Source organism: Streptomyces sp. NPDC007863, assembly GCF_040633895.1.
GTDB lineage: Bacteria > Actinomycetota > Actinomycetes > Streptomycetales > Streptomycetaceae > Streptomyces.
This window is the reverse complement of record NZ_JBEYEI010000008.1, coordinates 187,819-203,091: the sequence shown is the minus strand read 5'-3', so window position 1 is coordinate 203,091 and position 15,273 is coordinate 187,819. Positions and strand designations below refer to the sequence as shown.

Below are 15,273 nucleotides of genomic sequence, written 5' to 3'. Positions count from 1 at the left end.
CAAGGTCAGCGCTGCAGCCCGAGGATCAGACGGACGGAGTCCTCCACACGGTGCAGTTCCCCCGGAGCGAGTAGCCCCAGCTTCCGTCGCAACCGCGACTTCGCCACCGTGTGAAGGTCCGCGCAGTTCACGTACGACTCGTCATACTTCGTCAGTCCGGCGTCAGGCCCGATCGGGACATGGGTGACCTGGGGACCGGATGTACCCGTGATCAGCGCGACCGTCACCGAAGCAAGCGGCTCAGCGATCCGGTTGACGGTGAGGACGACGACGGGGTGCGGCCCCACCGGTTGTGGCAGTGCGCAGACCCACACCTCGCCGCGAAGGGCCGTGCCTGGACTCACCACTGCATCTCGTCTGCTGCCGCAAGCTCGGCGTCACTCGGCTCGACCACGCCGTCAGGCAGAGGCGCACCCTGCTCCTGGTAGAAGGCGCGGATCTCTTCGACCGCCCCTACCTCGGCCGCTTCCCGCGCGAGGAGCCTAAGCCCTTCGCGAAGAGCGTCCGAGGTCGAGTTGAGGTGCAGTGTCCGCATGACCTCCTGAAGGGCCTGCATCTCATCGCCACGGAGCCGGACCTGCGCCAACCGACTGGGCCCGAGCACAGCCGCCGCATTTCGCCTCGTCGCTGTCGAGGCAGCCTTCTTGGCTGCCCTCTTCTTGGGAGCTGCTGCGGTATCCATGCCCCCTCCAGCCTGTCGTACAAATGTCATACATCTAGTGTGAGGCGAGCGACTGGCCCGGTCAAGGCATTCCCGAAGAACCGCCGCCCGCTCAGCCAAGGCCAGCAGCACTGCGAGCGGGATCAGGCAAGCGGCCCGGCCGGCCACGCCTGGTCTCAGTTCTGGTCTCATTCGCCCCCGTCCAGGCCCGTCCGAACGGGGTCACCCCGAACGCTTCGCCGCAGGTCAGGACACCTGTGACCCCCACCGGACCCCCATACGAACATTTGGAAAGCGTGTTGGGGGCAACCCCTCACGAGTTCGAATCTCGTATCCTCCGCCAGCCCGAAGGGCCGGACCGCTCAGCGGTCCGGCCCTTCGGCGTTTCCCGGGACTCCCTCCGCGCGAGCGGCGCCACCGATCGAACGCCCGTCACAGGCGGACCGGCCGTCACCCCTGCGGGGCCCGCCCCTTCCGCCGCTCACGCCCTCTCGCGACTGACCTGCGGCTTCGTTCGGCGGGTCACGGCGGAATCCGGTCACGGATGGCCCGAAGAGGAGAGATTCCTTTCCGACCTTCAGGTCACCGGATCGGGCGGTGATCTGAACGAATTCACGTTCCTGCTGCAATCGGTGCGTAGCTGACCCGATACGTTCTGTGACGACCAGTCGGCCCCTAGCCAACAAGGAGTGCTCCATGGGCCAGTTGAGGAAGTCGATCACGGCGGCGGCCGTCGCGGGACTGTTCTTCGGCGGTGCGGGGGTGGCGGCCGCGGATTCGTGGCGTGAGCTGGAGATGCGCTCGGCGGGCGTCTTCTTCCAGGGCGACTACAAGTGGGAGCGCAAGTTCGTGCACCGCGGCGGGTTCCATGTCGTCGGCAACCTGAAGGACACCGATGCCGGCGACGGGCACAACGTCTACCTCCGCGCGAAGGTCGAGGCCTACGACTGGACGCGGGTCAAGGGCGTCCAGAAGAAGACGGTCCACGTCGACCACGTGTTCTTCGACGGCGCGATGCTCGAGACCAACCAGGCGAAGATCCAGTCCTGCCGGGACCGGGGCTCGCTCCGGCCGGACAACTGCTCGAAGCTCCGAGAGTTCCTCCGCTGACCTCGACCGCCCAGGGGAGCCGCGCTCAGCGGCTCCCCTTTTTTCAGGAAGTCCCAGCATCATGGACCTCATCCTCCGCGCCGAGGGCGTGGACTTCTTCTACGGAGAACAACAGGCCGTCAACGGAGCCGACTTCTCGCTCGCGCGCGGCGAAGTGGCAGCGATCATGGGCAGCAGCGGCTCCGGGAAGTCGTCGCTGCTGTACTGCCTCGCGGGCGTCCTGCCGCCGGCGAGCGGCACCGTCACCTTCGACGGGGTGCAGTTGTCCTCGCTGTCCGACGCCGACCTGAGCGCCTTACGCCGGGAGCGGATCGGTTTCGTCTTCCAGTACGGGGAGCTGCTCGACGAACTGACCGTGGAGGAGAACGCCGCCCTTCCGCTCCGCCTGGCAGGGATCGCGAAGGACCGGGCGCACGCGGCGGCCGCCCGTGTCCTCGGCCGGCTGGGCATGGGCGACCTGCTCCGGCGCCGGGCGTCGAAACTGTCCGGCGGGCAGCGCCAGCGGATCGCCGTCGCGCGGGCGCTCGTCCACCAGCCCGACGTGGTCTTCGCGGACGAGCCGACCGGAGCTCTCGACAGCACCAACGCACAGGCGGTTCTGGAGGAGTTCCTGCGCCTCGCGCGCGAGCTGGACACCGCGGTGGTGGTCGTCACCCACGACCCGAACGTGGCCGCGCACGCCGACACGCAGTACGTGATGGTGGACGGTGTCCTCGCCCAGCGGGTGGCGGCGTGAACCCGTTCCTCCTGGGTCTGCGTCTGCTGTGGGGCAGCGGGCGCAGGGGGCGGGCGCGTTTCCTGCTGATGGCCCTCGGGTCCGGACTGGGAGTGGCCTGTCTCGCGGCGGTGCTGACCATCCCCGCGGTCCTCGCTTCGCACGACGCCCGTACCTCCGCGCGGTATCCGGTTCTCGCGGAGCACAGCAGCGCCGTCCACCAGCAGTTTCTCGACCCGTACGGTTCAAGGCCGCTGCGGCGGGTCTTCCTCGCCCGTACGGGACCGGGCCCGGTGCCCCGCCCGCCGGGGGTCACCGCGTTCCCCGGCCCCGGAGAGGTCGTCGTCTCGCCCGCGCTCCGTGACGTCCTCGCGGCGAATCCCGGTGCCTCCGGCCTCGTTCCCGGCCGCGTGACGGGCACCATCGGAGCGGCGGGCCTCGGCAGTCCGGACGAGCTCTACGCCTACGTCGGCACCACTCCGGACAAGCTGACCGCGCCGCGCGCGCTCGACCGCTTCGGGGACGGACGGCTCCACGAGGAGGTCGTCGACGGAGAGACGCTGGACATCCTGCGGTTCACCCTCGGGTGCATCGTCCTCCTCCCGCTCGTCGTCTTCCTCTCCGTCTGCGCGCGCCTCTCCGGAGAGTCCCGGGCACGGCGGCTGGCGGCGCTGCGGCTGGTAGGTCTCAGCATCAAGGACACCTTGCGGGTCAACGCCGGGGAGAACGTCGCGGCGGCGTTCCTCGGGGCGGTGCTCGGGCTCGCCGCGTACCTCGGGGTCAACGAGGTCATGGCACGGGTCGGGCTCCCGGGGCTCCAGTGGTTTCCGGCGGACGGGCGGCCCGAGTGGCCGACCGTCGCGGTGTGCCTGGTCGGGTGTCCCGCGCTGGCCTGGGTCGTCGGACTGCTCGGCGCCCGGCGGGCGGCGCTCTCTCCGATCGCGGTGCGCCGGACGGCGGAGCGCCGGCCGCCGCGGACATGGGGGGCGCTGCTGCTGGTTCCGGGGATGGGGGTGATCGTCGGCTACTGCGCGATGAGCGTCCTCGGGAAGGACCCGTCCGGCGGCTCCGCAAGCTCGACCCTCGTGCCGGCCGCCGTGCTGCTGACCGGTGCGGGGCTCGTCTTCGGGCTGCCGCCCGTCACCGCGTGGCTCGCGCGGCGGACCGCCGCCGTCTCCGGGTCCCTGCCGCTGACGCTGGCGATGCGGCGTACGGAGGTGGACCCGGGCTCCTCGCTGCGGGTGGTCTCCGGGCTCGTGCTGCTGGTCTTCGGCGCCTCGCTCACGCAGGGCGTGCTCATCGAGCTGGACCAGGTGAGCCGGCGTACGGCGCCGCTGCAGGAGTACCGGATCCGTCTGAGCGAGCTCAGCGGCGACCAGCGGCGGGAGCTCGAACGGCTGCCGGACGTGCGCACCCACTTGACCGCGTACAGCTCGTGGAGCCCGGCCGGCGAACCCGGCGGCATCGGTCTGGACGTGGTCGTCGGCACGTGCGAGCAAGCGGCCAGGACCGCGATCTCGCTGCGCGGCTGCGTGGACGGCAGGATCATGCGGCTCAGCGGGCCCGTCCCGCCGACCGCATACGACCCGAAGCCCGGCGACCGTTTCCCGTTCGCCCTGCAGGACGGACGGAAGGTCGTCCTCACCGTTCCGGAGGCCGGCGTGGAGGTGGACGCGTACCAGCCTTCCGTGATCCGGCCCGACACCCTGCTCGTGCCGCCCTCGATGGCGCCGGCGGGGCTGGCGGCGGGGGCCGGCAGTCTGACCTTGGTGTCGGAGGCCGACGCGGGGACGGTACGGGCGGTGCTCGACGGGATCGGGCGCGTCGCGCCCACCGCGGAGGTGGAGGCGGTGGGGATCGCCATCGACGCGCTGGCCCAGTTGGCCGTCATCCGGAGCCTGTTGGTGGTGGGGATGGTGCTGGGGCTCGTCGTCGGGGTGGCGGCGTTCGTGGTTTCGGTGGCTGATCGGGCCTTGGAGCGGCGGGGGCAGGTGGCGGCGCTGGGGTTGTTGGGGGCTCGGGCGGGGACCTTGCGGGGGGTGCAGGTGGTGCAGGTGGTGGTGCCGTTGGGGGTGGGGCTGGGCGGGGCCGTGGTGGCGGGGTGGCTGGCCGAGGCGAGCTATCTGATCACCGGGGGCGGGGCCGTGCACTGGGACTGGGAGGGGTTGCCGGTGCTGGTGGGCAGTGCGGTGGGGGTGCTGGTCGTGGCGGGGGTGGCCTCCGTGCCGATGGTGCGGCGGCATGTGGATCCCGAGCTCGTCCGGCGGGATTGAGGTTCTTTTCCCTCGGAGATCTTTTCTGTCGGGCGATGAGTTCGGGGTGGGGACCGGGTCTACCTGGGTGCGTAGTCGTTCCGTTCCGTTCCCTTCCGCTCCTTCCGGAGGTCCCCGTGTCCGCCAGCCCCGCCCCCAAGGGTCCCGCCGCCTACTTCCCCTCCATCGAGAAGAAGTACGGGCGGCCCGTGTCCGAGTGGTTCGAGGTGATCCGCTCCTCGCCCCTCGACAAGCACATGGAGCTCGTCGCCTGGCTGAAGGGCGAGCACGGTCTCGGGCACGGGCACGCCAACGCGCTGGTGGCTCATGTGCGGGCCGAGGACGGGAAGTAGGCCGTCAGGAGAACTGGCCGGGGACGTAGTCGCCGGCCGGCGTCTGCGCCATGGCGTTCATGCGGTTGAAGGCGTTGATGATGGCGATCAGGGAGACCAGGGCGGCGAGCTGCTCCTCGTCGTAGTGCTTGGCCGCGTTCTCCCAGGCCGCGTCGGTGACGCCGGTGTGGTGGTCGGCGAGGCGGGTGCCCTGCTCGGCGAGTTCGAGGGCCGCTCGCTCGGCCTCCGTGAAGACCTTGGCCTCGCGCCAGGCGGCGACCATGTGGAGGCGCTGGGCCGTCTCGCCGGCCGCGGCGGCGTCCTTGGTGTGCATGTCGAGGCAGAAACCGCAGCCGTTGATCTGGCTCGCGCGGATCTTCACCAGTTCCTGGAGGCTGTGCGGGAGCACGGCGTCCGGGATCGCGAAGCCGGCCGAGGCGAGGTGCTTGACGACCTTGGCGGCGACGGGGCTGGCGAAGAGGCTGAGACGGGCGTTCATGAGGTGTCCTCCGTGGTCGTTCTTTGCGGGTTCTCTCTGCGCTTTCATTGGTTTGACGGAGGGCGGGGGATGAATGTGACCGGGGCGGATGTGTCGTACGTCACACGGGAGTTCGCGCGTGGGGGCGTCGCGCTGTCCGTGCGCGACTGGGGCGGCGACGGGGTGGGAGTCCTGCTGCTCCACGGGCTCGCCGGGCACTGCGGGGAGTGGGACGGGCTCGCCCGGTCGCTGCGCCGGGACGGGTACCGGGTGCTCGCGCTCGACCAGCGGGGGCACGGGGGGAGCGAGAGGACGCCGGGGGACGTGTCGCGGAGGGCGTACGTCGACGACGTGCTCGGGGTCGTCGAGGAGTTCGGGGGCGGTGGGCGGGGGTTCGTGCTCGTCGGGCAGTCCTACGGCGGGCATGCCGCGCTGCTCGCCGCCGCCCGGCGGCATCCCCGGGTCGTCGGGGCCGTCCTGGTCGAGGCCGGGCCCGCCGGGTCCACGCCCGAGGACGTGGCGGGGGTCGCGGGGTGGCTGCGGGGGTGGCCCGTGCCCTTCGCGAACCGGGAGGCGGCCGTCTCGTACTTCGGCGGCGGGGCCGTCGGGGAGGGGTGGGCCGCCGGGCTCGAACGGCGGGACGGGGGCTGGTGGCCCCGGTTCGACGCCGGAGTGCTGGCCGCCTCGCTCGCCGAGAACGCGGTCCGTTCCTGGTGGGAGGAGTGGGACGCCGTCGACGTACCGCTGCTCGCGGTGCTCGGGCAGCACGGGATCATCGACGACGGACAGTGGGACGGGATGGCGCGGCGGCAGCCGGCGCTGCGCGGCGTCTGCCTGCCGGGGGCCGGGCACGACGTGCACCTGGAGCGGCCCGGGGAGGTGTACGGGCTGGTGGGGGCGTTCCTGCGGGAGGTCGGTAGCACCGGGGGTCCCGGGGCTTGCGCTGGAGTCCGCTCCAGGCCCTAGGGTGCGGCGCATGCGCTATCGGATACTCGGCGGGACCGGGATCGAAGTCAGCACCTACTGCCTCGGCACCATGATGTTCGGGGCGGTCGGCAACCCCGACCATCAGGACGCCGTACGGATCATCCACTCCGCCCTCGACCGGGGCGTCAACTTCGTCGACACCGCCGACATGTACTCGGCGGGCGAGTCCGAGGAGATCGTCGGGAAGGCGCTGCGCGATCCGCGCCGCCGCGACGAGACCGTGCTCGCGACGAAGGTGTACTTCCCCGTCGGCGGGGACGGGCCCGCGCGGGGCGGGCTGTCGCGGCGGTGGATCACGCGGGCCGTCGAGGCCAGCCTGGCGCGGCTCGGGACGGACCGGATCGACCTCTACCAGGTGCACCGGCCCGACCACCGGACCGACATCGAGGAGACCCTCGACGTCCTCGGCGATCTCGTCTCCCAGGGAAAGATCAGGGCCTTCGGCTGCTCGACCTTCCCGGCCGAGCGGATCGTCGAGGCGCACGCGGTCGCCGATCGGCGCGGGCTCCGGCGCTTCCGGACCGAGCAGCCGCCGTACTCGCTGCTCGCGCGCGGGGTGGAGACCGCGGTGCTGCCGGTGGCGCAGCGGTACGGGATGGGCGTCCTGACGTGGGCGCCGCTCGCCTCCGGGTATCTCTCGGGGGCGTACCGGAAGGGGCGCGGGGTCGACATGACGCGCGGGCGGGCGGCGATCACCCCGCACCGCTTCGACCCGGCCCTTCCCGAGAACGCCGCGAAGCTCGACCTCGTCGAGGAACTCGCCCTGCTCGCCGAGGAGATCGGCTGCTCGCTGCCCGAGCTCGCGATCGCCTTCGCCGCCGCGCACCCGGCCGTCACCTCGGTGATCCTCGGGCCCCGGACCATGGAGCAGCTGGACGGGCTGCTGAAGGGCGCCTCGCTCGTGCTCGACGACGCGGTGCTCGACCGTATCGACGCGATCGTGCCGCCGGGGACGGACGCCTACCGCGCGGACGGCGTCTGGCAGCCGCCGTCCCTCACCGAACCGGCGCTGCGGCGGCGGCCGTTGGGCGAGCGGGCCGCCTCCGACGGCTGACGGGAGAAGAGAGAAGGCCGAGGTGGGCGTCGTCAGGGGGTGAACTGGTCGGTGCCCACCACCGCGAGGAGGGCGAGGCGGTCGGCGGTGTCCGTGCCGGGCGGCGGGGTGAAGAAGACCAGGCGCTGTTCGCCCGCCGGGGCGAGCAGCACCTGGCAGTCCAGGTCGACCGGGCCGATCAGGGGGTGCTCGACGCGCATCCGGCTGTGGCGGCGGACGGCGACCTCGTGCTCGGCCCACAGCTCCGCGAACTCCTCGCTGGCCGCGCGGAGCCGTTCCACCAGGCGGGTCGAGGCCGGGTCGCCGCCGCGGCGGCCGTACGCGGCGCGCAGGTCGGCGACGTGGAGCCGGCTGTAGTACGCGTGCTCCTCGCGCGGGTACGCCGTACGGGCGTCGGGGTCGGCGAACCAGCGCCACACGACGTTCCGCCCGTGCTCCGAGACCGTGCAGACGCCGCCGAGGAGGGCGCGGGCCGGGGCGTTCTGGGCGAGGACGTCGCCGAGGTCGCTCAGGATCTGCGCGGGGGTCGCCGGGAGCTGGTCGAGGAGGTGCAGCAGGCCGGGGGCGACGTGCTCGCCCGCGACGGCGCCGGCCGGCGGGCGGTGGCCGGCCAGCAGGTGGAGGTGGTCGCGCTCGTCGGCGTCCAGGCGCAGCGCGCGGGCGAGGGCGGCGAGCATCGGCGGCGAGGGCTGCGGGCCGCGGGCCTGCTCCAGGCGGATGTAGTAGTCCGCGGACATGCCCGCCAGCTGCGCGACCTCCTCGCGGCGCAGGCCCGGTGTGCGGCGGCGCGGGCCAGCCGGGAGGCCCACGTCCTTCGGGGTGACCCGCTCGCGGCGGCGGCGCAGGAAGTCCGCGAGTTCGCGGCGGTCGATCGTCGTGGCCATGTCGATCATCCTGCCGGAGGGTCGTCGGCCCAGCCAGGGACCGGCGATCCCAGGGTGAGGAGGGCTCTCCCGGTGGGTTCCGTACGGCGGCATGGTCCTCGGTGTCAGCCGAACGGACCGAACGGACCGAACGAGCCGAGCGGACCGAACGATCCGGTCGGTCCGGTCGGTCCGGTCGGTCCGGTCGATTCGGACGATCCGAACGGGCCGCACCTCAGGGAGTCATCGCCATGTCCACGAGCATCACCACCACCACGACCACCACCGCCGCCACCGCCACCGCCACCTCTCCCCTCTCCGCCGCCGTCTCCGTCGGCGGCGCCCGCGTCCACTACGACGTCCACGTCGGCGCCGCCTCCTCCCGGCCCGCCCTGCTGCTCGTGCACGGCACCGGGTCGGGCGGTGCCGTCGTCAACTGGGGGCGGACCGCGGGCCGTTTCACGCCGGCCCGGACCGTCGTCACGCCCGATCTCTCCGGCGCCGACCGGACCGTCGACGACGGCGGGGCGCTGACCGTCGAAGGGCTCGCGGCGCAGGTGGCCGCGGTGATCGAGGACGCCGGCGGCGGTCCCGTGGATCTGCTCGGGTTCTCGATGGGGGCGCCGGTCGCGGCGGCCGTGGCCGCGCTGCGGCCGGAGCTCGTCGGCCGGCTGATCCTGGTGGCGGGCTGGGCGTACACCGAGGGCGACGAGTACCTGCGGAACCTGTTCACCCTGTGGGAGCGGCTGGGCGAGCACGACCCGGCGGGCTTCGGGCGGAGCGTGACGATGACGGGCTTCAGCCGGGGCTTCCTCAACGCGATCGGCCGCGAGGGCGTCGAGGCGCTGGTCCCCAACATGCCGCCCACGCCCGGGACCCTGCGGCACGTCGCGCTCGACCTGGGGGTGGACGTACGGGCGCTGCTGCCCCGGATCACCGCGCCGACGCTGGTGGTCGGCTGCGCCCTGGACGCGACCGTGCCGGTGGAGAACAGCCGGGAGCTGGCGGCGGCGATCGGCGGCAGCTCGTACGCGGAGATCGACGCGGGGCACGTGGTGTTCTTCGAGAAAGAGGACGAGTTCGTGCGGACGGTGTCGGACTTCCTGGACGCGTGAGCCCCGCGGCGCTGCCCGGCCGTGATCCGCCGGGCGGGCCTAGTACCGGCTCACGCCCGGTACGCCCAGGTCCGTGAGGCCGTCGAGGACGAGGTCCACGCCGACCGCGGCGAGCAGCAGGCCGAGGAGCCGGCCGAGGAGTTCGATGGTGGCGTGGTGGGTGCGGCGCAGGATCCGGGCGAGCAGCAGGACGCAGAGGAGGTCGAGCGCGATGACGGCCATGTAGGCGCCGACGACGGTCGAGCGCCAGCCGAGCGAGTCGCGGGCGGCGCCCTCGATGAGCAGGGCGGTCATGGCGAGGGGGCTGACGACGTACGGCATGAGGAGTTCGCGGACGCCGCTGACGGTGTCGGGCGAGTCGTCGTGCGGGCCGTCGGAGCCGAAGTGCATGCCGAGGACGAGGCCGACGGCGTAGATGAAGAAGATGACGCCGCCGGCGAGCTGGAGGGCGGGGGTGCTGATGTGGAAGAGGTCGAGCAGCCAGGGGGCCGTTCCTCCGGTGACGATGCCGACGATGACCGCCGCGCCGGAGGAGAGCAGGGCGATGGTGCGGAGCTGCCCGACCGGGTGGGCCTGGGCGAGGCCGGCGAAGGCGAGGAGCACCTTCGGCGGTCCGACGACGGAGAAGAACGTGATGAACGCGGCGGCGAAGGTGAAGGACTGCACAGCGGACATCATGGGGCGGTCGGGTGATTCCGGACGTATTTCGGGATTCCGCCCGCGCGGTGTCGAGATCCGGGGGCCGGTTCCGACCCACCTTCGAGAGAGGTTCACACGACACGCACGTACGGAGGACACCATGAAGTACCTCGTGATGGTCCAGGGCTCGCACGCCGACTACGAGGCGATGTCCGGGCGCGGCTCGGCGCAGAGCCCGTCCTGGGACAAGGAGTCCCTGACGGCGATGTTCGACTTCATGAACACGCTCAACAAGGAGCTTCTGGAGAGCGGCGAGATGCTCGACGGGCAGGGCCTGGCCGACCCGGGCGAGACCCGGCACGTCTCGCTGGACGCCGACGGCCGCCCGGTCGTGACGGACGGCCCGTACGCCGAGACCAAGGAGGTCCTGGCCGGCTACTGGGTCCTGGAGTGCGAGAGCCTCGACCGGGTGACGGAGATCGCCGCCCGCGTGGCCCGCTGCCCCCAGCCCGAGGGCGCCCCGGAGTACCCGGTCGTCATCCGCCGCATCGACGAGACGGGCCCTTCGCAGGACTGAGGAGGCGGCCGTTCCGGTCCCGGGCCGGCGGATCGCCGGGCGGGGGGAATGGTCGGGGTGGGTGTCATCCTTGGGGGTGATGGATCCCCGTGGTGGGGGTCGGGCTGCCCCCTGGGGTATCTGCTGAGGGGCCCCCTGGGGTATCTGCTGAGGAGTGGTTGTGGAACTCGATCTCGCGGGCGCGGAGCTCAAGGCCGTGCTGAACCGGCTGCGCCGGGCGCAGGGCCAGATCTCCGGGGTGATCCGGATGATCGAGGAGGGGCGCGACTGCGAGGAGGTCGTGACGCAGCTGGCGGCGGCCTCGCGGGCGCTGGACCGGGCCGGGTTCGCGATCATCGCGACGGGGCTCCAGCAGTGCCTGACCGAGATGGAGAACGGGAAGCGGGACGGCGAGGACCCGGACAAGATGCGGGCCCGGCTGGAGAAGTTGTTCCTGTCGCTGGCCTGAGCCGCGGCCCCGGCAGAAGAAGCGAGAGCGCGCCCCGGTGGAGTCTTCCGCCGGGGCGCTCTGCGTGTGTGTGGGCCGGGTCAGTCGACCGCCAGGCCCTTGAGGCGCTTGGCGATCGTGGTGAGGCGGGTGCCCTGGTAGCGGGCGGCGGCCAGGACGTTCTCGGCGGGGGCGCCGTTGGCGGCGGGGTGGGCGGTGCCGTAGGGGTTGCCGCCGGCCGCGTAGACGGCCGGGTCCGTGAAGCCGGGGGAGACGATGACCGAGCCCCAGTGGTGGAAGGTGTTGTAGAGGGCGAGCAGCGTGGACTCGTTGCCTCCGTGGAGGTTGTGCGCGCTGGTGAAGGCGGTGGCGGGCTTGTCCGCCAGGACGCCGCGCTGCCACAGGCCGCCGGTGGTGTCCACGAACTGCTTGAGCTGGGCCGCCACGTTGCCGAAGCGGGTCGGCGAGCCGAGCGCGTACGCGTCCGCCCACTCCAGGTCTTCGAGGGTGGCGAGCTCGACGCCGGCGGTGGCGTCGACGTGGGCGCGCCAGGCGGGGTTGGCGTCGATCGCGGCGTCCGGCGCCAGCTCGGGCACGCGGCGCAGGCGCACCTCGGCGCCGGCCTTCTCCGCGCCCTCGGCGACGGCCTGGGCCAGCTGGTGCACGGCACCGGTGGACGAGTAGTAGACGACGGCGACCTTGACGGACATGACGGGCTCCTCGCACACGACGACGACCGAGGGAAACAGCTAACCGGATCGGTTTCCGGTTAGCTGGTCCGAGGTTAAGCGGATAGTAATCCGCTTCGCAAGGGGGGCGGGTATGCTCGAAGGACGGGGACCATCGACGACGGGGGCGCGACGAAGGGCAGGAACGGGCCGATGAGCACGAGAACACCGGGCACGCCGGAAGCCGACGGCGACGGGCCCGCGCGGCTGCTCACCGTGCTGCCGACCGCCCCCGCCACCGGGCCGCACGCCGGCCCCGGCACCGGCCCCGCGCCCGTCTCCGAGCGCGCCGACGCCGCCCGCAACCGCCGCCGGATCCTCGACGCCGCCGCCCGGATCGTCGCCGAGCAGGGCCCCGACGCCGTCACCATGAACCAGGTCGCCCACGCCAGCGGCATCGGCGTCGGCACCGTCTACCGCCGCTTCGGCGACGTCTCCCAGCTGCTGTGGGCGCTCCTCGACGACCGCGAGCGGCAGTTCCAGGAGGCGTACATGAGCGGGCCGCCGCCGCTCGGCCCCGGCGCCCCCGCCGACGAGCGGCTCGACGCCTTCCTCGACGCGCTCGTCGACCGCGTCGCCGAGCAGCGCCCCCTCCTGCTCGCCGCGCACTCCGCCGCGCCCCGCGCCCGCTACCACAGCGGCGCCTACCAGGTCATGCACACGCACGTGGCGATGCTGCTCTCCCGGATCCGGCCCGGCGGCGACTCCGCCCTCCTCGCCCACCTCCTCCTCGCGCCCTTCTCGCCGGACCTGATGCACCACCTCTCGGTGGAGCAGGCCCTGCCCGCCGAGCGGGTCAAGGCGGGCGTACGGGAGCTGCTCGCCCTGCGGGCGTAGGCGACCCGCCCCGCGCGTCCGGGCCCCCGTCCAGTCCTCGGAACCCTCTGGACCGGGGCGCCCGCGCGCCTCACCATCGCCGCATGACCACCACGCCGAAGACCTTCCTCATCCTCCACGGCTTCGAGAACCACCGGCCCGCCGGCCACTGGCAGCACTGGCTCGCCGGGCAGCTGCGGGCCCGTGGGCACGAGGTCCGCTATCCGCAGCTGCCCGAGCCGGACGCGCCCGTCCTCGACGACTGGCTCGCCGCCCTCGACGAGCACGGGAAGCGGCCGGCCGAGGGCGAGTTCGTCGTCCTCGCGCACAGCCTGTCCGTACTGCTCTGGCTGCGGGCCGGCGGGCGGCGGCCCGAGGCCGACCGGGTGCTGCTCGTCGCCCCGCCCTCCCCCGGCGTCACCGCCGGCATCCCGGAGATCGCCGCCTTCGCCGAGGGGCTGGACCTCGCCGAGGCGGGGGTGACGGCCCGCCTCGTGTACGGGGACGGGGACACGTACTGCCCCGAGGGCGCCGACCTGCACTACGGCACCCCGCTCGGCCTGGACCTCGACCTCGTCGCGGGCGGCGGCCACCTCACCCCCGACAGCGGCTTCGGGCCCTGGCCCGCCGTGCTGCGCTGGTGCGAAAACCCCGAGACCCGGATCGGCGGCGCCGCGTAGCGTCGGGCGGATGCGATCCGATACGCCTCCGCCCGCCCGGCCACCCGTTCCGGCCCCGATCCCGACGCCGGTCCCGGCCCCGACGCCGACGCCGGTTCCGGTCCCGTACGAGAGCGGACTGCTCGACGTCGGGGACGGCAACCGCGTCCACTACGCGGTGTACGGGAACCCTGACGGCAAGCCCGCGCTCGTCGTGCACGGCGGACCGGGCACCGGGTCCTCCCCCACCGCGCCCCGGCTCTTCGACCCGGAGAAGTACCGGGTCGTCCAGTTCGACCAGCGCGGCTGCGGGCGGTCCCTCCCGCACGCGAGCGACCCGGCCGCCGACCTCTCCGTGAACACCACCGCCCACCTGGTGGCCGACATGGAGCTGCTCCGCGTCCACCTGGGGATCGACCGCTGGCTGCTGTACGGCGGCTCCTGGGGCTCGACGCTGATCCTGGCGTACGCGCAGGCGCACCCGGAGCGGGTGAGCGAGATCGTCATCGCCGCCGTCACCACCACCCGGCGCTCCGAGACGGCCTGGCTGTACGAGGGCGTCGGCCGCTTCTTCCCCGAGGCGCACGAGCGGTTCCGGGCCGGCGTGGACGGCGCGGAGGACCTGGTGGGGGCCTACGCGGCCCGGATGGACCACCCCGACCGGGCCGTCCGGGAGCGGGCGGCGGCCGACTGGTGCGCCTGGGAGGACGCCGTCCTGTCGATGGAGGGGATGGGGACCCCGTACACCGACCGCGTCGACGACACCCGGCTCGGCTTCGTCCGGATCTGCTCGCACTACTTCGCCCACGGCGCCTTCCTGGAGGAGGGCGCCCTGATCAGGGACGCGCACCGGCTCGCCGGCATCCCCGGCGTGCTGGTCCACGGGCGGCTCGACATGGGCGGGCCGCTCACCACCGCCTGGGAGCTCTCCCGCGCCTGGCCGGACGCCGAGCTCCACGTGGTCGAACAGGCCGGTCACCTCGGCGGCGGCGAGACCCGGCGGCTGATCGTCGAGGCCCTGGAGCGCTTCGCGGACGCCTGAGCCGGAGGCTTCCGTGGGGCTCGTCCGCGCGGGCCCGCGCGCCTCCGCCGGGCGCCCCGACCCGCCCGGCGGGATCATCGGAACATGAGCCCCGAGATCCACCTCGCCCAGCGGCCCGAGGCCGACGCGCTCCTCGGGCGGTCGCCGCTCGCCGCGCTCGTCGGGATGCTGCTCGACCAGCAGGTCCCGATGGAATGGGCCTTCTCCGGCCCGTACACCATCGCCGAGCGCATGGGCCGGGACGACCTGGACGCGCACGAGATCGCCGCCCGGGACCCCGAGGCCTTCGCCGCGCTGCTCTCGGAGAAACCGGCCGTGCACCGCTACCCGGGGTCCATGGCGCAGCGGATCCAGCAGCTGTGCCACTACCTCGTCGAGGAGTACGACGGCGACGCCGAGGCCGTCTGGCGGACCGCCGGCAGCGGCAAGGAGCTGCTCGCGCGGCTCCAGGCGCTGCCCGGCTTCGGGAAGCAGAAGGCGCAGATCTTCCTCGCCCTGCTCGGCAAGCAGTACGCCGTACGGCCCACGGGCTGGCGGGAGGCGGCGGGCCCTTATGGCGAGCGGGGCGCGTACCGCTCGGCCGCCGACATCACCGGCCCCGCCTCGCTCGCGAAGGTCCGCGCCCACAAACAGGAAATGAAGGCGGCCGCCAAAGCGGCGAAAGCCGCCAAGGGCGCCAAGGACGCCAATGACGGCAAATCTTCCGGGAATTGAGAATTCCAGATGTCAATCCTGTTCAAGCTGACATGAATTGCGCCGAACGTGTTCACAGAACGCCCTTCAGGTGGCTAACTTCCCCTCAACCTCGTCCCCATCGG

Annotated in this window: 19 protein-coding genes; 13 read left to right on the top strand and 6 right to left on the bottom strand. The window is 72.7% G+C overall.

Going from position 1 to position 15,273, the window contains the following annotated elements:
• Positions 1-5 precede the first annotated feature (5 nt).
• Positions 6-314: a type II toxin-antitoxin system PemK/MazF family toxin gene (locus ABZ621_RS15355; RefSeq protein WP_360604685.1), complete on the bottom strand. Its 309-nt coding sequence runs from the start codon at positions 312-314 to the stop codon at positions 6-8.
• Positions 315-340: 26 nt separating this feature from the next.
• Positions 341-682 carry a hypothetical protein gene (locus ABZ621_RS15350; protein WP_360604510.1) on the bottom strand — a complete coding sequence of 114 codons (342 nt, stop codon included), beginning with the start codon at positions 680-682 and terminating at the stop codon, positions 341-343.
• A gap of 675 nt (positions 683-1,357) precedes the next feature.
• Between ABZ621_RS15350 and ABZ621_RS15345 the strand changes: the two genes are divergently transcribed.
• The 4 genes from ABZ621_RS15345 to ABZ621_RS15330 all read left to right on the top strand — a co-directional run bounded on the left by ABZ621_RS15345 (position 1,358) and on the right by ABZ621_RS15330 (position 5,091).
• Positions 1,358-1,771, top strand: a complete 414-nt coding sequence (locus tag ABZ621_RS15345) for a hypothetical protein (RefSeq protein WP_360604508.1) — start codon at positions 1,358-1,360, stop codon at positions 1,769-1,771.
• Positions 1,772-1,832: 61 nt separating this feature from the next.
• Positions 1,833-2,507, top strand: coding sequence for an ABC transporter ATP-binding protein (locus tag ABZ621_RS15340; RefSeq protein ID WP_360604506.1), 675 nt, complete (start codon positions 1,833-1,835; stop codon positions 2,505-2,507).
• The gene (locus ABZ621_RS15335) at positions 2,504-4,759 is read left to right on the top strand and encodes an FtsX-like permease family protein (protein WP_360604504.1); all 2,256 of its coding nucleotides are present in this window, start codon (positions 2,504-2,506) and stop codon (positions 4,757-4,759) included. Before ABZ621_RS15340 ends, ABZ621_RS15335 begins: the two co-directional genes overlap by 4 nt.
• A 116-nt stretch (positions 4,760-4,875) precedes the next feature.
• A complete protein-coding gene (locus ABZ621_RS15330) occupies positions 4,876-5,091 on the top strand; it encodes a DUF4287 domain-containing protein (protein WP_360604502.1) in 216 nt (71 codons plus the stop codon).
• Positions 5,092-5,095: 4 nt separating this feature from the next.
• On the opposite strand, the gene ABZ621_RS15325 is transcribed toward ABZ621_RS15330, so the two are convergent.
• Positions 5,096-5,569, bottom strand: a complete 474-nt coding sequence (locus ABZ621_RS15325; protein WP_360604500.1) for a carboxymuconolactone decarboxylase family protein — start codon at positions 5,567-5,569, stop codon at positions 5,096-5,098.
• Positions 5,570-5,638: 69 nt separating this feature from the next.
• On the opposite strand from ABZ621_RS15325, the gene ABZ621_RS15320 reads away from it, so the two are divergent.
• Together ABZ621_RS15320 and ABZ621_RS15315 are read left to right on the top strand one after the other, a co-directional pair.
• Positions 5,639-6,514 (top strand): alpha/beta hydrolase, encoded by an 876-nt coding sequence (locus tag ABZ621_RS15320; RefSeq protein ID WP_360604498.1) that lies wholly within the window; start codon positions 5,639-5,641, stop codon positions 6,512-6,514.
• A gap of 10 nt (positions 6,515-6,524) precedes the next feature.
• The gene (locus tag ABZ621_RS15315) at positions 6,525-7,589 is read left to right on the top strand and encodes an aldo/keto reductase (protein ID WP_360604496.1); all 1,065 of its coding nucleotides are present in this window, start codon (positions 6,525-6,527) and stop codon (positions 7,587-7,589) included.
• 32 nt (positions 7,590-7,621) lie between these two features.
• On the opposite strand, the gene ABZ621_RS15310 is transcribed toward ABZ621_RS15315, so the two are convergent.
• Complete coding sequence (locus ABZ621_RS15310) at positions 7,622-8,473, bottom strand: helix-turn-helix transcriptional regulator (RefSeq protein ID WP_360604494.1); 852 nt, start codon at positions 8,471-8,473, stop codon at positions 7,622-7,624.
• Positions 8,474-8,703: 230 nt separating this feature from the next.
• Here ABZ621_RS15310 and ABZ621_RS15305 point away from each other — a divergent pair, with 230 nt between their 5' ends.
• Positions 8,704-9,567 carry an alpha/beta hydrolase gene (locus ABZ621_RS15305; protein ID WP_360604492.1) on the top strand — a complete coding sequence of 288 codons (864 nt, stop codon included), beginning with the start codon at positions 8,704-8,706 and terminating at the stop codon, positions 9,565-9,567.
• A gap of 39 nt (positions 9,568-9,606) precedes the next feature.
• Here ABZ621_RS15305 and ABZ621_RS15300 read toward each other — a convergent pair whose 3' ends face one another.
• The gene (locus ABZ621_RS15300) at positions 9,607-10,242 is read right to left on the bottom strand and encodes a MarC family protein (protein WP_360604490.1); all 636 of its coding nucleotides are present in this window, start codon (positions 10,240-10,242) and stop codon (positions 9,607-9,609) included.
• A gap of 124 nt (positions 10,243-10,366) precedes the next feature.
• On the opposite strand from ABZ621_RS15300, the gene ABZ621_RS15295 reads away from it, so the two are divergent.
• Positions 10,367-10,783, top strand: coding sequence for a YciI family protein (locus tag ABZ621_RS15295; RefSeq protein WP_360604488.1), 417 nt, complete (start codon positions 10,367-10,369; stop codon positions 10,781-10,783).
• 160 nt (positions 10,784-10,943) lie between these two features.
• Positions 10,944-11,231: a metal-sensitive transcriptional regulator gene (locus ABZ621_RS15290; protein ID WP_043224790.1), complete on the top strand. Its 288-nt coding sequence runs from the start codon at positions 10,944-10,946 to the stop codon at positions 11,229-11,231.
• A gap of 80 nt (positions 11,232-11,311) precedes the next feature.
• Here the strand turns inward: ABZ621_RS15290 and wrbA are convergent, their stop codons facing one another.
• Positions 11,312-11,920: an NAD(P)H:quinone oxidoreductase gene (gene wrbA / locus ABZ621_RS15285; RefSeq protein WP_360604486.1), complete on the bottom strand. Its 609-nt coding sequence runs from the start codon at positions 11,918-11,920 to the stop codon at positions 11,312-11,314.
• Positions 11,921-12,091: 171 nt separating this feature from the next.
• Here wrbA and ABZ621_RS15280 point away from each other — a divergent pair, with 171 nt between their 5' ends.
• The 4 genes from ABZ621_RS15280 (at position 12,092) to ABZ621_RS15265 (ending at position 15,169) form a co-directional block, all read left to right on the top strand.
• Positions 12,092-12,775 carry a TetR/AcrR family transcriptional regulator gene (locus tag ABZ621_RS15280; RefSeq protein ID WP_360604484.1) on the top strand — a complete coding sequence of 228 codons (684 nt, stop codon included), beginning with the start codon at positions 12,092-12,094 and terminating at the stop codon, positions 12,773-12,775.
• Positions 12,776-12,858: 83 nt separating this feature from the next.
• On the top strand, positions 12,859-13,434 hold the full coding sequence (locus ABZ621_RS15275; protein WP_360604482.1) for an alpha/beta hydrolase: 576 nt from the start codon (positions 12,859-12,861) through the stop codon (positions 13,432-13,434).
• Positions 13,435-13,444: 10 nt separating this feature from the next.
• Positions 13,445-14,455: a prolyl aminopeptidase gene (gene pip / locus ABZ621_RS15270; protein ID WP_360604480.1), complete on the top strand. Its 1,011-nt coding sequence runs from the start codon at positions 13,445-13,447 to the stop codon at positions 14,453-14,455.
• 84 nt (positions 14,456-14,539) lie between these two features.
• Positions 14,540-15,169 carry an HhH-GPD-type base excision DNA repair protein gene (locus tag ABZ621_RS15265; protein ID WP_360604478.1) on the top strand — a complete coding sequence of 210 codons (630 nt, stop codon included), beginning with the start codon at positions 14,540-14,542 and terminating at the stop codon, positions 15,167-15,169.
• Positions 15,170-15,273: the final 104 nt, after the last annotated feature.